The sequence below is a fragment of the Oceaniferula flava genome (genome assembly GCF_016811075.1).
In the GTDB taxonomy this organism is placed as follows: domain Bacteria; phylum Verrucomicrobiota; class Verrucomicrobiia; order Verrucomicrobiales; family Akkermansiaceae; genus Oceaniferula; species Oceaniferula flava.
Genome location: NZ_JAFBGL010000003.1, coordinates 33,993 through 56,694, shown reverse-complemented (window position 1 = coordinate 56,694; position 22,702 = coordinate 33,993). Strand labels below are relative to the sequence as shown.

Below are 22,702 nucleotides of genomic sequence, written 5' to 3'. Positions count from 1 at the left end.
TTCTCACTCTAACTTATCATGAAATTTTTCTCTCTCCTCTCACTGACCTCAGCCGCCATGCTCTGTCTGGCGCACGCTGCGGCGGACGTCAAAAACTCCCTCGTGCGGGTGAATTCCACCCTGCAAACGTGGAGCGCCTCGCAGCCGTGGGACAAATCCGCACCCAGCAGCCGTGGCGCGCTCGGCGTGCTGCTGCAAGGCAAGCAAGTGCTGACCACCGCTGAAATGGCAGCCAACAGCACCTACATCGAACTGGAAAATGCCGACAGCACCCGCACCTTGCCAGCCAAGGTGGTGGCCATCGATTATGAATCCAACCTCGCCCTGTTAGCACCTGACAACGGTGACACCGAAGGTTTTTTCAAAGACCTCTCCCCCATCGCTCTGGGCGAAGCCACTCACATTGGCGACAAGGTAGACATCTGGCAGCTGGAAGACAACGGCATGCCACTGATCACCCAGGCGACGGTGCAGAGTGTCGACATCGTTTCCAGCTTCGTCCGTGGTCACTACTTCCTCACTTACGAGGCGAAAGCTTCGATGCAAAGTGCCTCGAGCAGCTTCAGCCTGCCAGCGGTGAAGGATGGAAAACTGTTAGGACTGCTCTCCAGCTACGATTCCAAAGACCAGATCATTGATATCATCGCTCCGGAGATCATCGCCGCCTTCATCGCGGATGCGGCCGATGGTGAATACCTCGGATTCCCATCACTCGGTATCGGCATCAACAGCACAGTGGACCCCAGTTTCCGCCTTTGGTTGAAACTGCCTGAAGACGTCGGCGGACTCTACGTCACCCGCGTTCGCAAAGGCAGCGCAGCGGATCAGGCCGGCATCCTCAAGGGTGACGTGCTGTTATCCATCGGCGGAAAAACCATCGGACGTCGCGGATATTATGACGACGATAACTACGGCCGACTTTTCTGGAGCCATCTGATCCGCGGACAGCACAAGGTGGGCGACTCCGTCAAAGTCACCGTGCTACGCGAGGGTGAGAAGAAGGAATTCACCGCGGTGCTCAGTCGTCCCGGTAAAAATTTGATTCCCAGCCACACGTTGGACCAATCGCCGAACTACCTGGTAAAGGGTGGCTTCATTTTCCAAGAACTCTCCGTGAGCTACCTCAGCGCCTTCGGCAAAGACTGGCAGAGCACAGCTCCGCTCAACTTGTTAGACGCCATGGCGAGCCCTGAGGATTATGAAAAAGGTCGCAACAAATTGGTCTTCCTCAGTGCCACCATCCCCACGCCGGCCACCACCGGTTACGAGAGCCTACGCAACTTTATCATCGCCAAAATCAACGGTCAGGAAATCGCCGACATCCCATCGCTGATCAAGGCTTTCGAAACTCCAGGTAGCGACAGGCTCCACACCATCGAGTTCGCAGATGGCCAACCGAAGACGATTTACCTGGATGCCCGCATCTCGGATGCGATCGATGCCGAGCTGTTGAAGCGCGGTATTCCAGCCCTTTCTCGGGGTTAACAAAGCCCCCCTATACCTCCACCATCTGCTTGAGAGAAGTCGAGAGCAGGTGGCAGGTGATTTGATCTTCTGAAATCTGAAAAATGCCGGCCATGGCTTGGCGGTAGATCGCCAGTTGCTGGGAGTAGGCGTCTCGCAGCTCGGCAGCATCTTTGAGGTCGGTTTTGAAATCGATGATGCTGACCTCAGTCACTTGGCCGTTTTCAAAATGAATCACCGCGCGGTCGATGATACCGCTGACCCACTGGCCCTCGTGCTGGGTCTCGATCGGTTGCTCCCTAAGCAGCTGAAACTCGCCGGACGGGCGCCGAAAGAACTCGCTGATTCCCGCAGATTCAAGACAGGCTTTCACCGCTTGCGACGACGGTTGATCATCAAAATCGGGCAGTTCGTCGAGCCAGGTGATTTTTTCAAACAAGGCGTGCACTCTGTTCCCGAACGCGAGGCCTTTGCCCGACTCTAACAACGAACCAATTTTGGCAGCCTTCGCCCCGCTGGCAATCTTCCGGCCCATGCGTGCTTGCGCGGGCTGAAGAACGATAGGTGCCGGTTCTTGTTCGCTGTCCGCTTCGCCATCGCCAGAAATATCCAACCAATCACCGGAGGCGAAAAGTAGTGGGTAAATTTGGCCGGCAATTTCAATTTCGCCATCGCCTGCTCGAGCAGTGGCTTCGCGAATCCAGTCGTCATATTTCCGCCCCGGAGTCCAGCTGTCTTTCACCGGATCGAGGATGCAATAGGTGGCGTGCTTGGCACGGGTGATGGCAACGTAGAGGTTACAAAACCGCTCATAACATTGATCTGCTTCCCAATCGTTGAGCATTTCGCTCAATGCTCGGTCTGCTTCACAGAATTCTTTCGCCGGCTTGCGGATGATGAACTCGGTTTTCCCCAGCTCACCCTTGCGTTCTAACATCTCCAAGCGACTGGTTGCAGCAAAGTCTTGGCCACCCAGTTCTGGAAGGATGACCATATCAAACCCGAGCCCCTTGGATTTATGCACGGTCATGATCTGGATCATTCCGTCGCGGGTGTTTTCCTTGACCTTGCGAGATTCTAACAAACTTATCCAGTCGTCCAGACTTCCACCTCTGGCACTGAAGTCCCAGGCAGCAGTGAGGATCTCTTCAAGTCGACTCTCGCCATAGTCTGAAACTTCCACCTGCTCGCGCAAGCCGTGCACTAAATCCTGCACCAGCGGCGCCAGACCTTTGCGTGCGATCTCAGCGGTCAGCCACGACCATTGAGCGCTCGCTTTCTCATGCCCCGTCATGGTCTGCACCACCTGCGCGAGCGGAGTGTAGCTGAGGTGATGCCGAGCAAAGTCATCGGAGGGATTTCTCAGCCAACGGAAGAGGTCCAAGATCACAGCTCCCTCCGGACCGTCGCTGACCAGCGTCTCGGTCTCGGGCGCCACGGGCATCTCGGGCAGTTCGGAGCGCAGGTATTCCACCAGTCCAGCTGCCTGTGCATTTTTACTCACCAGCACCGCGCAAGTCAGATGGTTTTTCAGCGGTTGGGTTTTTACTAACAGCTCCTTCACCAGCGCGTATCGTGCCTGTTGTTTTTCCGCACTATCCGCACTGGGGTCGGCGGTGGTTTCCAGCACCAGACTGTGCCCGGCTTTCTCGCCAGACGGCATGTGGGAATGAAAGCTCCAGCGGTCGACCGACTTGGCTGGGAAAATCTCACGCCACTTGGGGTCGCTCAGATCGCAGACGCAATTGACGAGGTCGAGCACGTGCTGGGACGAGCGGTAGGATCGATCCATGTTCCACTCGGCCAGGGCCTGACCGTAGTGTTCCTGAAGGTCGTCGAATAGACGAGGTTCCCCACCACGCCAGCCGTAGATGCTTTGCTTACTATCCCCGACCACAAACACGGAGCGCTCCCCTTCCGGGTCTTGCAGCACCTCATCCACGAGAGTTCCGACCGCTTTCCACTGCGGCTGGCTGGTGTCCTGAAATTCATCTAACAACCAGTGATCGTAGCGGGCATCGAGTCGGTAATCAATCAGCTCGCGGGCGTCGGGTTCCCAAATCTCCATCGCTCCTTCGCCGGCCAAGAGCATGGTGAGATCGGAAAAACAAAGTCGGCCCCTACTGCGCACATGCTGGTGGTAGCTGTCCTCGTAGGCTGAGATCACCGCGTGAAGCCCCTGGGTGCGCTTCATCCGGATTTCGATTTCTCCTTTGATAAACACCCCCAGCAGAGCCGACATCAGAGCCCCCTGCTCCGGAGTGATTTCATATTTGGCATTATCGATGAGTCCTCCTTGCGCAAATTCCTGCCACCGCGGCAAGGCACGCTTCAGCTGGGCATTCATTTTGATGGCAGCCCCCGGCACATGCTGCTCGAGAAGATCACACACCACGTGCCAGCCTTTCATGTAGGTCACATGCGGGCTAACAGGCGGCCCCAAGGAAGCTCGCAACAACTGCGAAAGCTCTGCCAGTTTACCATCGCCAAAAGGGCAGCCGCCTTGGTCTGATCGCCAGAGCAGAGACTCACCGCCCCACTTTTCCGCCTCGGGGGCACTGAGCCAGCGGTTTTGATGGTTTTGAACAAAGTCTTCGAGGGTCTGGGCCAGACGGTTCTCCTCCTCGCCCCAGGTGGCTTGCTTGAACGATTGAAGAAAGGCTTCGCGCGACTTCTCGGAGGTGAGCCGATTGGAAAAGATCTGGGTCATCACCGCCATACGCTCGGCGGCGATGGCGGAGTCGTCCATCAAATCAAAACCACTCAGGCCGAGTTCGAGGGCAAAGTTCCGCACGATCCTGACAAAATAACTGTCCAAGGTGGAGAGGGCGAGCCGATCCAGAGCGGCCACCAGCTGTTCCAATTTCTTTTGAAAATACCCCGCGTCCATGGTCGGCAGCACCACCGGGCTACCATCGCTCTTGGCCGTCACCAGCGGCGGTATGGAATCGGTCCCCACAATCACCTCGGTGAGCTCTGCGGAGAGTTTGGCAGCGGCCTCATCATCCGCCGCGCCATCGGCCAGCCGGGTCATAATCCTGCTGGTGAACTCGCCGGCAGCTTTGCGCGTGAACGTCAGGGCGATGATTTTTTCCGGTGCGGCACCGAGCACCATCAGGCTGAGGTAGCGATTGGCTAATTGCCAGGTTTTGCCGCTACCTGCGGAGGCGCGGATCATGGTGCTTTGGATCATGGCAGACATGGGCTGCAAGCATCATGGGGACGACCTAGCAGGATTCAAGTTTTCAGTTTGCTACTCACTGGAATTTGCCTAAAAATCCGGCATGCTTCTCGCGTTTCAACTCTTCGGCTTTTCCCATCTTGGAGTGTTGGCGCTGTTATTCGTGATCGCCTATCTGCTGATTCGCCGTTGTCGCAAGGAGCCGCATGCCTCCCGCACTCATGCGGTGCTTGCGCTGCTCGCCTTTCTTTGTTTTGCGTCCTATCCCATGAGTCAAGCGGCGCTGGCCGCAGTCGATGATAGCTACCAACTGGATTCACACCTGCCTTTTCACCTCTGTGACGTCGCCGCCATCATCTGCGGCTTTGCCCTCACCACACGAAAACCTTTACTCTGTGAGCTGGCTTATTTCTGGGGCCTCGCCGGCACCTTGCAGGGGCTACTAACCCCCAACCTGGGACACGATTTCCCCAGTCCCATTTTCATCACCTTCTTCTTGATGCACGGCGTCATTGTGATCACAGCACTACTTTTGCCCTTGGGCTTGGGCTGGAGACCGCGCGAAGGAGCCGTGCGCCGGGTATTCCTCGGGGTGCTGGTCTATGCAGCCTTTGCTTTCGCCATCAATGCTCTCCTGGACACCAATTTTGGTTTCTTAATGCATAAGCCGGAGCAGGCGAGCCTCCTCGACGTGATGGGAGCCTGGCCATGGTATGTGATCTGCCTGATCGTAGTCGCGGGTATTTTGTTTTATCTGCTCTCCCTGCCATTCAAACGGAGCAATGAGTCTGCTCTGAAAAATTAGCGCGTGCTTTCAGTCGATTTTTGGACTTAGTTGGGGCAGACGCAACGAGTCGGACTCGGAGCGAGAAACTTTCCCAAATCATGAGCGATTCCTCACCTCAACCAGCCAAGCCTGCAGCGAAAAAACGTAAACGTGTCAACGTCCGGCGCCCGGATGTCATGGCACTGGTGCAATCCGAGGTGGAGCAACATTACCGGTCGTCGATCGTGGAAAAACTCCGCAGTCACGGCGGCGAGCTCACCATTGGCAACACCACTATCCGGCTGGCTCAGAAATTTGGTTTTTGCTACGGGGTCGAGCGCGCGATCGATCTCGCCTACGCCACCCGCAAGGTCTTCGAGGAACAGCGCATTTTCCTGATCGGAGAGATCATTCACAACCCTGAGGTCAATGCGCAGCTGCGCGAAATGGGCATCGTTTCCCTCCCCTGGCGCGACATGGGCAAGGAATATGATGACCTGAACGACGAGGACGTGGTGATTGTTCCCGCCTTTGGCGCGCCCACCAGCTTCATGGACAAACTGGCCGAGATCGGCTGCCACGTCATCGATACCACCTGCGGGGATGTCATGAAAGTCTGGCGCCGTGTGCGCGATTACGCGAAAAACGACGTGACCTCCATCATTCACGGCAAGGCTGATCACGAAGAAACACGGGCCACGGCATCACGTGCCCTAGGGACGCAGAAAAATGGTCACTACATCGTGATCCTGACCACTAGCGATTGCGAAATGGTCTGCGACTACATCCGAGGCAAGGTCAGCTCCGAAGAGCTAATGACCCGCTTCCGCAACGATTGCTCCGAAGGATTCGATCCGGAAAAGCACCTGCAGCGCGTTGGTGTGGCCAATCAGACCACCATGCTCCAGAGCGAAACCGAAGATTTGCAAAACCGCATTCGCAAAGCCGTGGTCGATCGCGACGGCGACGATGCCAACTACCACGTCTTCGATACCATTTGCGGCGCCACCCAAGAACGTCAGGGAGCGCTCTTCAACATGCTCGATACTTCGGATAAAAAGCCGATGGACATTCTGCTCGTCGTTGGAGGTTACAACAGCTCCAACACCACCCACCTGGCAGAAATCGGTCAGGAAAACCTGCCCACCTTCTTCATTCGCAATGCCAAGTGCATGGAATCGTTAGAGCGGATCATGCACTACGATCTGGAGCACAAGCAAGAGATCGAAAGCGAATACACAGGTGTGATGCTGCAGGACAAACCAGCCATCATCGGAGTCACTGCGGGCGCATCTTGCCCGAACAACCTGATCGAATCGACCATTATCCGGGCACTCGAACTCCGTGGCATCTCGCGCGATCAGCTGGACGCCATCGACTAGGCTGACGCCTTACGCTTTTGGTTTTACCAAATCGATGTGTCGTTGAATCATTGCGGCATCTTCTTTTTTGCCGAGCAACTCGAGACTGCGTTTCATCCCTAGCAGCGACCCCATATTGTTAGGGTAATGTAAATGGCCGGAGGTGAACGCTTCGTAGGCTTCTGTATTTTTACCCATGTGCAGGTAGTATTCACCCAGGCGGTTTTCCATCGGTGTCAGCACCATGGGGGGAAGCATCAGGGTGGGCACATACTGCAGGTCCCTCGCGGAGTAAAACGATCCAGCGGCAGCTACTCGGGTGGCTACGAGATCGTTCATCCGAATCAAGCCGGCGAGCTCTTTATCATAGATCGCCAGGCAGCGACCGGCATGAAAGTAGTGCGAGGCATCACTACTCCGTTTCGCCCCTTCGAAGACCTTGACCAGGTTCACAATGTGATTTCTGAATGTCCGCTGGTGCAGTGATTTGGCAGCAGTAAGCGCCTTATCATCGATCGCCTTACGACATCCGAGATAAACTCGCAGGGCATTGATATAGGTGCCCACCAGTGACGGATAATTCGGATGGGACGCAAAAGGTTTCAGCATCTCAGCAGATGGTAGGTCCTTCAAAGCACGGTTCATATCGCCATCGGCACCGTGGGCGATATAGAGTCGGGCTGGCAAGCTGTATGCTCGCCATAGCAAGATATGATTCCCCTGCGACTGCGGACGCGAGATATCCGGAGTGATCGCCCGCAGTTCCTTGGCCACCTTCATCGCACCGGTGAAGTTACCGCGCTGGTAGTGGGTGTTGGCGAGGTAGCATCTGGCTTTGATGAAGCCCGGGCAGTCGTGAAGCGACACTTGGTGATCGCTCATCCAGGCGGCATAGAGGTCTGCTGCCTTGGTGAAGGCGCGCTCAGCGAGCAAGTAATTGCCCGCCCGCCATTCCAGATGACCCAGAGTGTGCCACCAGGACGGCACCTCGGCAGACTTGGTCACCAATCGGCGAGCTTCCGGCAGTAAGTCCTGCTTCAAATTCACCGCAGTGGTGGGAGCCTCGGCACAGAGAGACAGCCAGAAGCTGAGCACGAGAGGATTTTCAGGGTTCTCCTTCAGCAAAGTTCTTGTCTGCTCAATCGCCCGCAGCTGCGCAGGCGAGGCACTGCCGCTAACATCGTAGCTACCACGGGTGAGAAAGACGCCGAGCAAGCGAGCCTGCAGCAGGTTGGGAAACTTCTCCCCCAGAGCCATGAACATGGCACCAGCATCCACGGGGCTATCCGATACCATCGTGGCGGTGGCGGCGCAGAATTGCTTTTCAATTTTAGGAAATCTCTCCGGGTGTCCTTTTTTCATCGCCGCGACATCGGACTCCATGAGATCCAGCATCCGATCCACCGCAGCTCGGCGGTAATCGACATCTTCGTTATATGGGCGAGCCAGAGCGAGAGTCACTCCGCAGTAGGCTAACAGGCAGTCCTTATCAGCCTTGATCGCAGCGGCGAAGTGGCGGTAGGCCTCGAAGTCCCATTGCGCGTGCACCAGTGCAAATCCCTGCTTAACATGCGCCCTGGCCGCCTCCGAAGGCGATGAAACATCCATCTGAATCCCCACACTCCCGGGGAGCAGCTTGGGTTCCGGCATCTTGCTGACCCGGGGAGCGATCACCATCTCGATCTTGAATGGAGCCTTCTCCACCTCCGCCGGCTGCTCTTTTCCCGGTGTCACCTCCACTTCTTCAGCACACAAATACGGTGTGAAACTCAGACTGAGAGAGGCAAGGAGAGCGACAGTGGAGCTGCGAGATACTCGGCGAATCATGGCGGAACTATTCATCAGATCCATAGACCTCGCCAGAGGAAAAACGTTGGAAATATGATACCTGAAGCGCGGCGACACAATTTCAGCCACTCCGACGCAATCTCGCATTGAAAGATTTTCGTGATCTGCCAAGTTCCTGCCCAGATATGTCCAATAGCTTCGGTCAAATATTTCGTATTTCCACATGGGGTGAGTCCCACGGTGGAGGTGTTGGTGTCGTCATCGATGGCTGCCCGCCACAGATCCCCCTCTCGGAAGAAGAAATCCAAATCGATCTCGATCGCCGCCGGCCGGGGCAAAGTGAGATTGTCACTCCACGCAAGGAAAGCGACAGCTGCGAGATTCTCTCCGGTGTGTTTGAGGGCAAAACGCTCGGAACTCCCATCGCCATCCTCGTGCGCAACAAGGATCAGCGTCCGTCATCGTATAACGAGATGAAGGACAAATACCGCCCGTCACACGCCGATTACACCTACGATGCCAAATACGGCACCCGCGCTTGGCACGGTGGCGGTCGGGCATCGGCACGGGAAACCATCGGTCGGGTCGCTGCTGCGGTGGTGGCCAAAAAGGTGCTCGCCCAGCTCTACCCCGGCATTGAAATTCTCTCTTGGGTGCAATCGGTGAAAGACATCGAAGCTCAAGTCGACGGTCAAACGGTCACCTCCGCAATGATCGAATCCAACATCGTCCGCACTGGCGACCCTGAAGCCGTGGGCCCAATGACCGATCTGATCAAAATGATGCGCTCGGAAGGCAATTCCGTAGGCGGCGTGGTGGAATGCATCGTGCGCAACGCACCGGCCGGTCTGGGCAACCCTGTGTTCGGAAAATTGGAAGCCACCCTCGCCCAAGCGATGATGAGCCTACCAGCGACCAAGGGCTTCGAAATTGGCTCCGGCTTCGGCGGCACCCAGCTCACCGGCGCGGAACACAACGATCCTTTCTACATGGACGGCGACACTGTGCGCACCACCAGCAACCGCTCCGGCGGCGTGCAGGGTGGCATTTCCAACGGCGAAAACATCTCATTCAAGGTGGCCTTCAAACCCACCGCCACGATCATGACCGAGCAACAAACGGTCAGCTCGCAGAAGGAGGACACGGAACTCAAGGGTCGTGGTCGGCACGATCCCTGCGTGCTGCCACGCGCGGTGCCCATCGTCGAGGCCATGACCGCCCTCACCCTCTGCGATCACGCCCTGCTGCACGCGGCACAATGCGGCAGCTCGCAGGCTAGTTAGACTCAACGACTCGCGATGAACATCCCAGATCTCGGCGCCACTGGTATCATCGGGGTCATCATCGTTGCGTTTTTTGTCATTGGCTTCCTCAAGGGGCTGATTCGCACCGTTCTGGCCCTCATCTGCCTGGCTATCGGCGGTTACACCGCACTCTGGGGCCACGAACATGCCAGCGAACTCACCGGGCCGTGGATCTCCAACCCCGGCCCGTGGCTCCCCAAAATCATCGCCGTCATCACCGGCCTGGTGGTGTTTTTCATTTGCCGCTTTCTGCTGAAATTTCTCGTCGATCCCTTCGATCGCTCCAAAACCGGAGAGCGTTTCGGCTTCGGTCTCCCCGCCGCCCTAATGAGCCTTTGCGCCGGGCTGATCGTTCTCTGGGCGGCCTTCACCGGTGTGCGTTATGCCGGTAGCTTGGCGGAAATCAGGCACACCAGACACCTGGTATTGGCCAATCACGGAAGCGATGCGGAATCCGTCACAGAACCCTTGCTCATGCAGGCGAAACACAGCCTGGACTCTAGCAGCGTCGGCCAGTGGCAACGAACGACCGACCCCTTTGATCACCCGGACCGCATCGCGCTGTGCAAGCTGCTGATCATGTATCACCACCCCCAGATCCGGCAGAAAATGCTCCTCGACCGGGAGCTCAACGAGCTACTGAATGACCCCATTTTCATCGCTGCCGCCTACGATCAGGACGTTGCAACACATAGCCAATCAGGCCGACCGCGCGAGCTCTACCACGATGTCGCGGTCATCACGGCACTGACCCACTCAAGCTTCGCCACAAAGCTTCAGATGCTTGACCATCTGGGGCTTCAAGAGCTCTTGCCATAATCTGCACAGCCTTGTGCAGAATACGCCGCGCATCCTCGCCAAAATTTGCTAGAATGCGGCCGTCTCTCTTCAACGAGACTCGTCCCCAATGAACGTCCTTGCGCTCACCATCCTCATCAGTGTCTGCCTCGCTGCGATCTTTATCGTCTGCTGTGTCGCAGAGCTGAGAAAACCACGTACCCGTGGGATCGAGCAGGACTCCCTGATGCCATTGGATGACGCCCAGCCAGTCTTACCCAACACAACGGAAAAACCATGAACCAACCTGCCTCCGCCGCCACGATTCAAGTGACCTATGACGATAAAACGGTGCGCCGTTTTATGATCGCCTCCATTGTCTTTGCCCTCGTTGGCATGGGCGTGGGCCTGCTCTGCGCCTTCCAGCTGAACTTCTGGAAAATGAACGGCCACTTTCTGGAAGTAATCACCTTTGGTGCGTTCCAGACGGAAGGGGTTGATTTCCTCACCTTTGGCCGACTTCGCCCGCTGCATACCAACGCGGTAATCTTTGCCTTTGTGGGCAATATGATGTTCGCCGGGATTTACCATTCCACCCAGCGGCTGTGTAAATGCCGACTGGCCTCGGACAAACTCTCCAGCATCCACTTCTGGGGCTGGCAAGCGATTATCGTCGCCGCCGCCATCACCCTGCCGGCTGGCTTTTCCAGAGCCAAAGAATACGCCGAACTGATCTGGCCCATCAACATCGCAGTGGCCGTCATCTGGGTGATCTTCGCCATCAACTTCTTCTGGACCCTTTCCAAGCGGAATGAACCCAGCCTCTACGTCGCGATCTGGTTCTACATCGCCACCATCATCACCGTGGCGATGCTCTACATCGTCAACCACCTTTCCATCCCCACCAGCCTGACTCACTCCTACCCGATTTTTGCCGGGGTTCAGGATGCTCTAGTGCAGTGGTGGTATGGCCACAATGCCGTCGCCTTCTTCCTCACGACGCCCATTCTGGGGATCATGTATTACTACCTGCCGAAGGCGGCAAATCGTCCGGTTTACTCCTACCGACTTTCCATCATTCACTTCTGGGGCCTGGTCTTCATCTACATCTGGGCCGGTCCTCACCACCTGCTGAACACCTCGCTGCCATCATGGCTGCAGATGCTCGGCATGCTCTTCTCACTCATGCTCTGGGCTCCATCCTGGGGTGGTATGATCAACGGTCTACTCACTCTCCGTGGTGCCTGGGTTCGCCTCCGCACCGACCCCATTATCAAGTTCTTCGTCGCCGGCCTCACCTTTTACGGCATGTCCACCTTTGAAGGACCTCTGCTCTCTATCAGAAGCGTGAACCAGCTTTCCCACTACACCGATTGGACCATCGGCCACGTTCACTCCGGCACCCTAGGCTGGAACGGCTTCATGGCCGCCGCCATGTTCTACTGGATGGCTCCTCGCCTATGGAAAAACAACAAGGGCGCCAATGGCGAAAGCGTGCTCTGGCGTGAATCTTGGGCGAACATGCACTTCTGGATCGGCCTCATCGGCATCCTCCTCTACGTCGCCTCCATGTGGGCATCCGGCATCATGCAGGGCCTCATGCTCAGCGCCACCAACGAAGCCGGCACCCAGCTCAAGCACCCTGAGTTCCTGGAAACCCTCCAGGCCATCAAGCCACTCATGCTGTTCCGCTCCCTCGGCGGCACCCTTTATCTGATCGGCTTCCTCATGTGTGCCATCAACATTTTCATGACCATTCGCATGGGTAAAGCTGTGACCGAAACCGTGGAAGTGGCCAAGCTCAACGACCCGTCTGCCGACAATGCAAAAGACTGGAAGAAAGTCCTCTTTGCCGATCCTGTCATCTATGTCGTGCTCGCCATCATGTTCATCATCCTGTGGATCTTCCTGCCGAAGGGCATGGACGTGGGAGCTTTGATTGTGGTCATCGGCCTCAGTGCCCAAGCCGCATGGCTGTTCCACAAGCACACGCCAAAGTGGGCTGATTTCTACGAACGCCTGGAAAAGAACTGGGTCCCCTTCACCCTGCTGGTGATCGGTGCCGCCGGTATCGGTGGAGCGATCCAGATCATCCCCACCGTCGTCGCCCAGAAAGGCAAGTATGTCGATGAGCGGATCCAGCAGCTCTACACTCCACTGGAACTCGCCGGCCGCGACATCTACGTGGCAGAAGGCTGCAACACCTGCCACTCACAGATGATTCGGATGCTGGAAGGTGACATCATGCGCTATGGCGACTACTCACGCCTCGGCGAGTCCATCTACAACTACCCGCACCAGTGGGGGTCCAAGCGCACCGGCCCGGATCTTGCCAGAGAGCAAGGCCTGCGCCCCGACAAGTGGCACTACGATCACTTGGTCGACCCACGCTCCACCTCCACCGGCTCGGTCATGCCGTCCTACCACTTCATGATGGACAAGAAGACCGACATCGCTGCGCTGCCCAAAAAGATCGCCGTGCAACGTCAGCTCGGTGTCCCATTTGAGCCCATGGATCAGCACACCATCCGAGACAAAGCCATCGTGCAAGCTTTGAAGATCGCACGCGGCCTCGTCTTCAAAGACGGCAAGCTCAGCGATGAGCTGCAATACCCCGCCGACCTCGAAGAATACATCACCAGCGAACTGGCAAAGCTCGAGGAAGAAGGAAAAGCTAACGACCAAGAGGCCCTCAACGCCATTGGTGACGAGGTGGCTCGCCGCCTTTCCGAACGGGAAATCATCGCCATGATCGCCTACCTTCAGAAACTCGGTGCCTACGATGTCGTCGAGGAGAACGAAGACAGACCAAAACTGGCTAACCCCGACCACAAGCATCACAGCGCCAACGCTGAATAACCACCACCCCATCGACCATCATGTTTAAGACCATCATCGTAGACACCTGGGAAGGTTGGGCACCCATTGCCTCCTTCGTCCTCACCGCTTCCATTTTCGGAGGCATCATGGTCCGGGCGTGGAGAATGAATAAGGAAGAATCCTCCTACCTCTCAGCCCTGCCACTCGAAGAGACCTCTAACCAAGCAAACAATGAGCACTGAAAAACTACCCAAAAAACTTGGCAAAAACGAAATCGTCCTCCGTGAACACGAGTTCGATGGCATCCAGGAGTTTGACCAAAAACTCCCTAACTGGTGGTTGTTCAGCTTCTATGGCGCCATTGTTTTCTACATCGGCTACTGGTTCATCTACTACAGCACCGATCTGTTGCCGACCGAAGTCGAGAGCATCAATGCCCGCATGACTGTGATCGAAACAGCCAAGAAGAAAGAACTGGAAGCGATGATGGACAAGCTCGACGACTCCGTGCTGCTCACCTGGAGCCAGGAAGACAGCATCACCAAAGAGGGTGAGGACGTTTACAAGCAGTTCTGCATCGCCTGCCACGGCGCCACCTTGGAAGGCGGCATCGGACGTTCATTGGTCGATGCTGAATGGGCCCACGGTAGTCAGCCCATGGATATCCTGAACATCGTTCTCGATGGCACACCGGCCGATTCCCAAGGCTACAATGGTCAGAAAATGACACCTTGGAAAGATGCCCTCGGCCCGGAAAAATGCGCCAAAGTCACCGCCTATCTCATCAGTCAAAACCCCCACATCGAAAAATAATAACCGAGAGCTACCCCTCAGTGGTAGCACACCATAGTGAGCAAAAAACAGCCTAACCTCGACTCCGTCACCAGCATCAACCGTGACGGGTCGCACTACACCCTGCATCCTGCCGATGTTAGTGGTAAATACACCTTCTGGCGCCGAGTCACCGGCGCCCTGCTGATCTTGATTTACGCGGCGCTGCCGTGGATCAAGATCGGAGGAAATCCGGCAGTTTTTCTCGATACAGCAAACCGCCGTTTCCACCTGATCGGTATCACCATCGGGGTGCAGGATCTCTGGGTGCTCTTCTTCCTGATCTCCGGCTTGGGCTTCACGCTGTTTTTTATCACATCTTTGTTAGGGCGTATCTGGTGTGGCTGGACCTGCCCCTACACCGTCTTCCTCGATCATGTGTTTCGGCGTATCGAGCGCCTGATCGATGGCGACGCGCCCGCTCGAAAACGTCTTCAGGCCGCACCACTTAGTGCTAGCAAAATCCTGAAACGCATCGTCAAGCACTCCCTGTTCTTGCTTTGCGCCACACTGATCGCGCACATCTTTATTTCCTACTTCGTCTCGCTCCCCGGATTATATCAGAACATCCAGAGCGGCCCCAGCGAGCACGCACTTTCCTTTGGCGTGGTCGTCTTCCTCACCTTCGTGCTCTACTTCTGCTTCGCCTGGTTCCGCGAACAGTTCTGCATCGTGGTCTGCCCCTACGGACGGATCCAGTCGGCCCTCTCGGACGACAACACCATGATCATCGGCTACGATGAAATCCGCGGCGAACCTCGCGGTAAAGCCAGTGACCCCAATGCGGGCGATTGCATCGACTGCCGACGCTGCGTCAACGTCTGCCCCACCGGCATCGACATCCGCGAAGGGCTGCAGATGGAATGCATCGGCTGTGCCGCATGCATTGACGCCTGCAATGACATCATGACCAAGCTCGATCGCAAAGCCGGGCTGATTCGCTACGATTCGGATAACGGTCTGAAACAAAAACCGCGCCGCATCCTCCGCCCACGCATCTTTGCCTACTGCGCCCTGATGATGGTGGGAGCCAGCGCCTTTGCGGTGACCGTCTATCAGAAAGCCCGCCCCTTCAACGCTCAGGTCAACAAGATGCGCGGTGTGCCATTTCAGAAAGATGCCACCGGAGTTCGCAATATCTATCAGATCCACTTGTTCAACAAACGCTCCGTGGATGCGGAATTTTCGATCAAGCTGCTCGAAGCCCCTGAGTGGGTGGAAACCAGCGGCACCACCGAACACATCGTGTTAGAGCCGCTCGAGGAAAAAACATACAACCTGGTCGTGCTCGCCCCCGCGCAAGATTACGATGGCCCGTTCGACTTCATCATCGAAGTGAAATCAGAAAACGATCAGTCCACCATTGAGCTCAAAGAAAGTTTCCAAGGCCCCAATGCCACGCTCTACAAAAGCTCTCTGAACCAACCTGCATCGCCATGATTCAACTCCCTAAAAAACGCCCGTGGCTGATTCTTGTTTTCCTCTACATCGTCATCATCGCCGTCTGGACCACCTTCATTATTCTCGGAAACCGACAAGGTGAACGGATGACTCCGGAGGAAGCCGAACTGCACATCCGCAAGCAAAAGGAAGCTGCTGCCGCCCAGCCAAACAACACCGATCCCCAGCCCAAGCCATGATCGAGAATATCAACACACCCGCGGTGGCTTTTGTCGCCGGCTTGATCACCAGCATTCACTGCGCCGGCATGTGCGGCCCGATTGCCTGCTCGCTGACTGCGCTGAAAAAAGATGAAAACAGTCGCATGCAATCAGCCATCGCTTACCACGGCGGCCGGCTGGTTTCTTACTCGTCGCTGGGAGCCATCTTTGGTGCCGTGGGCGACCAGGTGTTGATTGGATTTTTCAACTCCCCGGCCGTGGTGCTGCCCTGGTTCATGGTGCTGGTCTTCGTGGCCATTGCGTTTGGCTTGGAGAAAAAAATCCCCCGCCCCGCCTTTTTCAATCGTTTCACTGCGCGGCTACGGTTCAAGGCGATGCGTATATCCGCCACACGCGGCTCACTGGTGATGGGCCTCGCCACGCCCCTGCTTCCCTGCACCCCACTCTACCTGTTTTTTGCCGCCTGCTTTGCCACCGGCTCGGCGATCAAAGGCGCCGAGTTTGCCCTCGCCTTTGGATTGGGAACCGTGCCCTTACTCTGGGCCACTCAGTTAGGTTTTCATAAGTTGCAAATGAAACTCGGCACCCGTTGGATGGCCCGCTGTCGCAAAGGCTTGGCCCTCGCCGCCGCCTTGATGATGGCTTGGCGACTGCACGATACCATCCCTCTGATCCCCAGCGCCACCGCCGCGCCCACGGAACAACCCAGCACTGAAGCTGCTCCAGAGCCCGCGAAAGCCGAGCTCCCCAGCTGCTGCCACTGATCGTCGTCGGCTTATTTTAACCGATTCTCTTCGGTCCGTTTTGAGGTCACGCCCGGTTCGGAGAAACCTCCAAAATCGTTTTCATTGAGAAATTCCTGCACCTCGTCTTTGAGGCGGAAAATTTCATCGTGCAGCGGGCATTTTTTATACGTGCCACACCAGCCTTCGCCAAACGGACACATCATTTCCTTATTCTGCACCTCAAAGCACATCACCACGTTCGCTAAGGAAATCGACGATGGCTCTTGGGCCAAAACATATCCTCCCCCCGGACCAGTCGACCCTTTGATATACCCGGCCTGGGAAAGCGTGGTGAGAATTTTAGCCGCCAGTGCCTTCGAAATCCCGCGCGCATCAGCCGCTTGCTGCGAATTCACCGGCCCCAGTTCATCACGCTGACACTCCGTGAGGTAGCTCATCACGGAGATCGCATTCTGCGCGGTTTTTCCTATCTGGATCATGATCTGACACCTTTTACCTGTCTATCAAGGCGGGCGAAGTGTCCGTCAAACCTCCCTTCACAGCAATTAAAGAATAAAACATGTTTTACTCTGTAATCAGGTCACTCTCCTAGTTATAAGGGCACAGAGTAAAGCGCGAATCCCCTCCCTCGTTCAATCATCGCCAAAGACTTCGCCCACTCCAACGTCATCACCATCCTCAACCCCAACGGCGAAATCATCTACCGCCAGGAAGGACTAGGTGCTGACGCGGCTGACAGCGTAGAAGCCATCACGAAAGCAACTCGCTAACGCCCCTCCCTACCAAGCGAAGCTTCCGTAGCGAAGGATTTGCATCCTTCGTGCGTGCAAGGCCCACCGAAGCGTGAACCGTCGAAGTCTGCAAAAACTTCGCTACGGGCATTTAAACACTCTCGTCGCTAAGCATCTTTGGCGTAATTGAAAAAGGTTACGTCATCCAGCGATAGTATTATATGATACTATCACAACTAGCTGTTTCTGAATAACTAAGGGCCAAACCTCTCACCATTAGTGACGCTGATGGTGCTTGCAACAACCATTGTTTCACAAAAAAACACCATATTGTATCATTCCACAGGGCAACGCTTTTGGATGTAGAAGACCCCTTATTACAATAATCCCCTTACTCTTGTTTCTTGATCAATTTCTTGTTATTTATGTGACCGCCTTGAGCACCTTGGAATCCGGTTATCGCTTATTCATCGGCGCTCATTTGAGCGATGATATGTGGATTGACCAAAGATTCGACAACCAAAACCTCCACACCACATCTAAACTGTTTTCCGCTATTCCTCCAGCCGGATCTGGTCTCTCAAGACCGGAAATTCTACAGCCCCAGTATACAGATTTTTCAGAGTTCTGTTGCTCAAAGCAGAGTTTCCAAAGCCTACGCATAATCATCATAAAATGAGTACATTACCTGGCGGCCCTGCGGACAAAGCAGGCAACAACCACGAGACGCTTTGGGGCGTTGTCGGAATGGCTTCCGTGATTGGAGGACAAGCCGATGCCATCCGTATTGAAGAACCTGGAACCGATGGCGCAGAGTTCTATTTGGAAAAAGCTGAAGTTCATGAACACTGGCAAGCCAAGCGACAGATACTTGGCCAAAAAACGTGGTCAATCCAACTACTCCATAAGGAAGGAATCATTAGCTTCTTCAAACAACGAATCGATGCTGGCGAGTCTTGCGTTTTTGTTTCGATTAGCGACGCCCCAGAACTCAGAGGCCTCACTGAAAACGCACGTGCGGCAATAGACTGGTTAGAGTTTGAAAATAAGTTTCTCGCAGCCAAAAACTGGAAAAAGCATTTTAATGAACTCCACAAACATCTCGGCTACGCCGAAGCTGAGCGCTGCTTTGAATTCTTGCGCAAAGTCAGGGTCGAGGGGGGACGTGAGTCAACGATTGAGGCGCTACTGCTTCCTGTATTCAACGCATCGTTCACTGGGGCGCCGCAGAGCGTGCTTTCAGTATTGAGTAATCTCTACACGAAGAGCATCCACAAAAAACTAACAGCTCAAGATATTATACAACATCTTGAGTCTCCACACGGAATCAAACCTCGTTCTTTGCAAGTGAGCGCCGAGCTCATGGATTTTGTCCAAGGTATCACAGAAACTTATGTCGCAGGGCAAAAGTCAAAGCTCATTCGTAGAGAGAGTATTCCCCGCCAAATCTGCTCCGACATCGTGCAGAAGATATGCGATAGCGAACACTCGACCGACACTCTAATTACCAGTCCAGCGGGAGGTGGAAAAAGCGCAGGTTTACTTCAGGTAGTTAACGGTTTGGCAGCCAAAGGTGTTCCGGTGCTCGCCTTTCGCTTGGATAGGGTCGAACCCGTGGCCTCGACCGAATCTCTTGGCAAGGAGCTTGGTCTACCAGAGTCTCCAGCAGTTGTCCTCTCGCAATGTCACCCAGATCACGCAGTCGTTCTTGTTATCGATCAGCTTGATTTTGTCAGTTCGACCTCTGGAAGGAATCCCGATTTTTTTGAAGTAGTCGCTGCTTTAGCTGACGAAATCCGGGGCCTTCGCGGAACTCGGCAAATTCACTTCGTCACTGCCTGTCGGGAATTCGATTTTCAGAATGATAGCCGAATACTCCGCTTGCTACCGATCAATGAAAGACCTGTCAGCATCGGTCCCTTTTCAGAGGAGGAGGTCAAAAGTATTGTAATTAAAGAAGGTGGGGATCCGAGCCGACTTTCCGCAAAACAGCTAGAGCTACTTCACCTGCCACAGAATCTTGCATTGTTCGTAGATTCAGGTCTGGCAAACGATCATCAAGCAGCCTTTGTTACGCAGAAAGAGCTACTGGATACATATTGGGATTACAAGCGCCGTGAAGTCTCTCGTCGCTGTCCAGAAAATGCTGAGCAGTGGACGCAGACCCTATCGAAACTCACCAACGAAATGAGCGAGCGACAGGAGCTATCCGCCCCTAAATCACGAATGGACGATTACCCTCCTGCATTACTGGCAGCGATGGTTTCTGAAGGAGTCCTGACCTTCGACGGACAAAGATATGGATTCGGGCATGAAAGTTTTTTTGACTATTGTTTCGCCCGCCAAGCTGCTCTTTCTTCAACAGAGTTTGTAAAATTCCTCGAAGCAGACGACCAAGAGTTATTTCGCCGAGCTCAACTGCGTCAGTTACTCGTGTATCTCCGCGAGGATGACTTTCCTCGGTATTTGCGCAATGTTCAGCGAGCTCTGGAGAGCCAGAAAATCCGGCCACATTTAAAGCTGCTCGTGCTCGAACTAGTAGCGGCATTTACCGACCCTCACTGTGAGGAGTTAAATCTACTTATGCCGCTGTTGGAAACAGAGTTAGCCTACCGCCGTGAGAGCACTCAACGACCTAAACAGCGCCCGAGATGGCTAACCTTTTTAAGGGGAGTGTTTGGATTCCTCCTCACTGACCGCAGCGAGAACAAGACGGCTTCACGCGCCTGGGATGCCTTTTTCGGTTCAAGTTCATTGTTCGGATTAGCTGACGAGGGCGGGCATATCGAACGTTGGCTCCATTCTGGTGACGAATCCTTGGAGAACAGCATGGCGTGGTACATGAGAGGTCAGATGAGATTTCATAGCGACCGTGTAGCTGAGTTACTCGAACCTTTTGTTGGAAGGGGCGAAGATTGGGATAATCGACTCCGCTTCATCATGCAATGGGCGGATCTTGGAGAAAGCCGCCTATTTTTTGAACTTTTTCTGCGCCTACTCGACGATGGAACGCTTGACGATGCGCGAGAGCCCATCGCAGTAAATAGCACCTTTTGGAGCCTCCTTCATGGACTTGCGGAAAAGCAGCCAATGTGGTGCGCAGAGGTTGCTGCACATTGGTTGAATAGAAAAGTTGCACTAGCGCAAGCCTCCCAAAGCGAAGGAAAGAGACCTAACTTAGATGATCAATTTGGAGTCGACTATATCTTGCAAAGTGCCAGAGGGAATCCCAAAGGATTTTTGGAACAGGTGCTCCCAGCCATGCTCAACGCAGCAGAAGCGTTCGTAAATGAGGATGATACTCGAAGTTTCCGCTCAAACGCAGTCTGGCCATTGCGATTTACTGGAGGTCATATCGGGATGACCGAGGCGTTCCCAAGAGGCTGCGAAATCGCCATCGAATCTCTCGGTAACAGTCACCCAGAAGAGCTACAACCATTTATCGACCTGTTGAGTGGAAGCCAGCTCTGTATTGGGAATCAACTGCTCCTAAGCGCATATACCGCAGCACCGACAATATATTCCGATCTAGCAATTACACTCCTCGTGGATGAACCAGAACGTATCTATTGTGGCGTGCATGGAAGCCCATTTTGGTCCACAATAAACCTAATCAAAAAGTGTTCACCACACTGCTCGGATCCAAGTTTCCGCCGCCTTGAAGAGATCATAATTGATTACAATACCGCCTTTGAACGATCGAAGGAAGGGTTTCGACGTCGAGGTTACTCTGCCTACTCATTGGCATCCGCACTAGATTCAAATAGGTGTCAAAATAGCACAAAGAGGCGCTTGGCCGAATGGCAACGAAAGTTCGGTGTTATTTCGAGCACTCCTAGCGAGGTTCGCGCCTATAGCGTTAAATCACCAATCCCTGCGGAAGCTGCGGAGCATATGACGGATGAACAATGGTTACAGGCCATTGCAAAACATGAGTCGGACCGCTGGCACTACAGCGATAAGAATCCAGAAAGAGGCGGAGCTTCTGAACTCGCAGGAATGCTCAAAAAATTCATCAAGAAGGAGCCCATACGATTTGCTATGTTGATTCTCCAACTTCCAACGGGAACCAACCCAAGTTACTTCATGAATGCGCTTTACGGACTCAAAGGTGCAGATGCAGACTCAGAGCTGAAGATCCAAGTAGCCCGGTGTGTTTTCGGTTTGGATGAACCCGCGTGCCTAATGGCTGCGCTGGATCTCCTCGCGTCTATCGAAGATATGGCACTTCCTGACGATACAATTCATTTTATTCAGCGAATGACGACGGAATATCCCCATTCCGAGGCGGATACTAACTATGATCATGATCCCGTCACACACGGCATCAATACAGTCCGAGGTCATGCAGTAGGTGCCATTCGAGATCTTATTTTTTCCGATGAAGCCTATTTGAATATTTTCCAAACAACTATCGAGTCCTGCTTGCTTGACACAAGCTTATCTGTCCGAGCCTGTATGATTTCAACACTTGCGGCTGCCGCAGTTCACGATGAGCCGTGGGCAATTACTCATTTCAAAGATCTTCTGGAGTCCGACGATAAACTTCTGGACACTCTCTATGTCGAGGACTTTCTTGCTCGCGGCTTGCAAAATCATATCGAGGATTTCCGCTCGATTATTGACCGGATGCTTCTTTCCGAAATAAAGGAAGTTCTTCAAGCCGGTGGCCGGCTAGCCTGCTTGTCGCGTCTCCACCACCCAGAACTCAATGACCTTTCGGAGACGGCCATGTCGGGCGACTCCGCGTGCCGACTCGGGGCTACTGAGGTGGCTAGCCAAAATCTCAATCACGCAGATTGTCAACCCTGGTGCGAAGCCGCGCTGATCCGCTTCTTTAACGATGATGACTCCGACGTTCGGCGTGCCGCAGCTGACTGCTTTAGGCATTTATGGAAACAGCCAGACCTTCCACTCGGGGACTATGAGGCTCTCATTGACTCCTTTTTAGAAAGCAAAGCCTTCGCTGAAATACCAACCTATCTGTTGCACGCGCTTAACGACACACGGCAGCGTGTGCCCGAAACGATTCTGGATGTTTGCGATACCTTCGTCACAAAATGTGCCGACAAAGCAAAGGACATCAGAACGTCGATGGCAGCAGACGAAACAACCGTCGGAAAGCTCGCCTTTCGCGCCTACTCTCAACTTGAAACCCAGCCCCTAAGAAAGCGGGCATTGACGTTAATCGACCGCATGTGCGAAGAGGGCTTGCAGAGCGCGGGTAAGCATCTATCCGATTTCGAGAGATAAGCCACCCCCACAAAGCAGATTAAAGGGGACGGGCAGATTAAAGGGGACGGGCATAGAA

The 22,702-nt window shown here is 54.6% G+C and carries 16 protein-coding genes; 13 read left to right on the top strand and 3 right to left on the bottom strand.

Features of this window, described 5'->3' with window-relative positions; genetic code table 11:
* Positions 1-18 precede the first annotated feature (18 nt).
* A complete protein-coding gene (locus JO972_RS05470) occupies positions 19-1,485 on the top strand; it encodes a PDZ domain-containing protein (RefSeq protein WP_309489001.1) in 1,467 nt (488 codons plus the stop codon).
* Between the two features lie 10 nt (positions 1,486-1,495).
* On the opposite strand, the gene JO972_RS05465 is transcribed toward JO972_RS05470, so the two are convergent.
* Positions 1,496-4,657 carry a UvrD-helicase domain-containing protein gene (locus JO972_RS05465; protein ID WP_309489000.1) on the bottom strand — a complete coding sequence of 1,054 codons (3,162 nt, stop codon included), beginning with the start codon at positions 4,655-4,657 and terminating at the stop codon, positions 1,496-1,498.
* A gap of 91 nt (positions 4,658-4,748) precedes the next feature.
* Between JO972_RS05465 and JO972_RS05460 the strand changes: the two genes are divergently transcribed.
* Positions 4,749-5,450 carry a YwaF family protein gene (locus JO972_RS05460; RefSeq protein WP_309488999.1) on the top strand — a complete coding sequence of 234 codons (702 nt, stop codon included), beginning with the start codon at positions 4,749-4,751 and terminating at the stop codon, positions 5,448-5,450.
* 80 nt (positions 5,451-5,530) lie between these two features.
* Positions 5,531-6,793 carry a 4-hydroxy-3-methylbut-2-enyl diphosphate reductase gene (locus JO972_RS05455; protein ID WP_309488998.1) on the top strand — a complete coding sequence of 421 codons (1,263 nt, stop codon included), beginning with the start codon at positions 5,531-5,533 and terminating at the stop codon, positions 6,791-6,793.
* A 9-nt stretch (positions 6,794-6,802) separates the two neighbouring features.
* Here JO972_RS05455 and JO972_RS05450 read toward each other — a convergent pair whose 3' ends face one another.
* Positions 6,803-8,599 carry a tetratricopeptide repeat protein gene (locus tag JO972_RS05450; RefSeq protein ID WP_309488997.1) on the bottom strand — a complete coding sequence of 599 codons (1,797 nt, stop codon included), beginning with the start codon at positions 8,597-8,599 and terminating at the stop codon, positions 6,803-6,805.
* Between the two features lie 146 nt (positions 8,600-8,745).
* Here JO972_RS05450 and aroC point away from each other — a divergent pair, with 146 nt between their 5' ends.
* The 9 genes from aroC (at position 8,746) to JO972_RS05405 (ending at position 16,678) form a co-directional block, all read left to right on the top strand.
* Positions 8,746-9,843 (top strand): chorismate synthase, encoded by a 1,098-nt coding sequence (aroC, locus tag JO972_RS05445; protein WP_309488996.1) that lies wholly within the window; start codon positions 8,746-8,748, stop codon positions 9,841-9,843.
* Between the two features lie 15 nt (positions 9,844-9,858).
* Positions 9,859-10,683 (top strand): CvpA family protein, encoded by an 825-nt coding sequence (locus JO972_RS05440; protein WP_309488995.1) that lies wholly within the window; start codon positions 9,859-9,861, stop codon positions 10,681-10,683.
* 88 nt (positions 10,684-10,771) lie between these two features.
* Entirely contained in the window at positions 10,772-10,942 is a 171-nt protein-coding gene (locus JO972_RS05435) for a hypothetical protein (RefSeq protein WP_309488994.1), read from the top strand.
* On the top strand, positions 10,939-13,500 hold the full coding sequence (gene ccoN, locus JO972_RS05430; protein WP_309488993.1) for a cytochrome-c oxidase, cbb3-type subunit I: 2,562 nt from the start codon (positions 10,939-10,941) through the stop codon (positions 13,498-13,500). Before JO972_RS05435 ends, ccoN begins: the two co-directional genes overlap by 4 nt.
* Before the next feature lie 20 nt (positions 13,501-13,520).
* The gene (locus JO972_RS05425) at positions 13,521-13,703 is read left to right on the top strand and encodes a hypothetical protein (protein ID WP_309488992.1); all 183 of its coding nucleotides are present in this window, start codon (positions 13,521-13,523) and stop codon (positions 13,701-13,703) included.
* Positions 13,693-14,274, top strand: coding sequence for a cbb3-type cytochrome c oxidase N-terminal domain-containing protein (locus JO972_RS05420; RefSeq protein WP_309488991.1), 582 nt, complete (start codon positions 13,693-13,695; stop codon positions 14,272-14,274). The genes JO972_RS05425 and JO972_RS05420 overlap by 11 nt, the downstream gene beginning before the upstream one ends.
* Positions 14,275-14,310: 36 nt before the next feature.
* Positions 14,311-15,732, top strand: coding sequence for a cytochrome c oxidase accessory protein CcoG (gene ccoG / locus JO972_RS05415; protein WP_309488990.1), 1,422 nt, complete (start codon positions 14,311-14,313; stop codon positions 15,730-15,732).
* Entirely contained in the window at positions 15,729-15,932 is a 204-nt protein-coding gene (locus JO972_RS05410) for a hypothetical protein (protein ID WP_309488989.1), read from the top strand. The genes ccoG and JO972_RS05410 overlap by 4 nt, the downstream gene beginning before the upstream one ends.
* On the top strand, positions 15,929-16,678 hold the full coding sequence (locus JO972_RS05405; RefSeq protein WP_309488988.1) for a sulfite exporter TauE/SafE family protein: 750 nt from the start codon (positions 15,929-15,931) through the stop codon (positions 16,676-16,678). The genes JO972_RS05410 and JO972_RS05405 overlap by 4 nt, the downstream gene beginning before the upstream one ends.
* An 11-nt stretch (positions 16,679-16,689) precedes the next feature.
* Here the strand turns inward: JO972_RS05405 and JO972_RS05400 are convergent, their stop codons facing one another.
* Positions 16,690-17,139 (bottom strand): Rrf2 family transcriptional regulator, encoded by a 450-nt coding sequence (locus JO972_RS05400; protein WP_309488987.1) that lies wholly within the window; start codon positions 17,137-17,139, stop codon positions 16,690-16,692.
* A gap of 882 nt (positions 17,140-18,021) precedes the next feature.
* On the opposite strand from JO972_RS05400, the gene JO972_RS05395 reads away from it, so the two are divergent.
* Positions 18,022-22,644 carry a hypothetical protein gene (locus JO972_RS05395; RefSeq protein WP_309488986.1) on the top strand — a complete coding sequence of 1,541 codons (4,623 nt, stop codon included), beginning with the start codon at positions 18,022-18,024 and terminating at the stop codon, positions 22,642-22,644.
* Positions 22,645-22,702 lie beyond the last annotated feature (58 nt).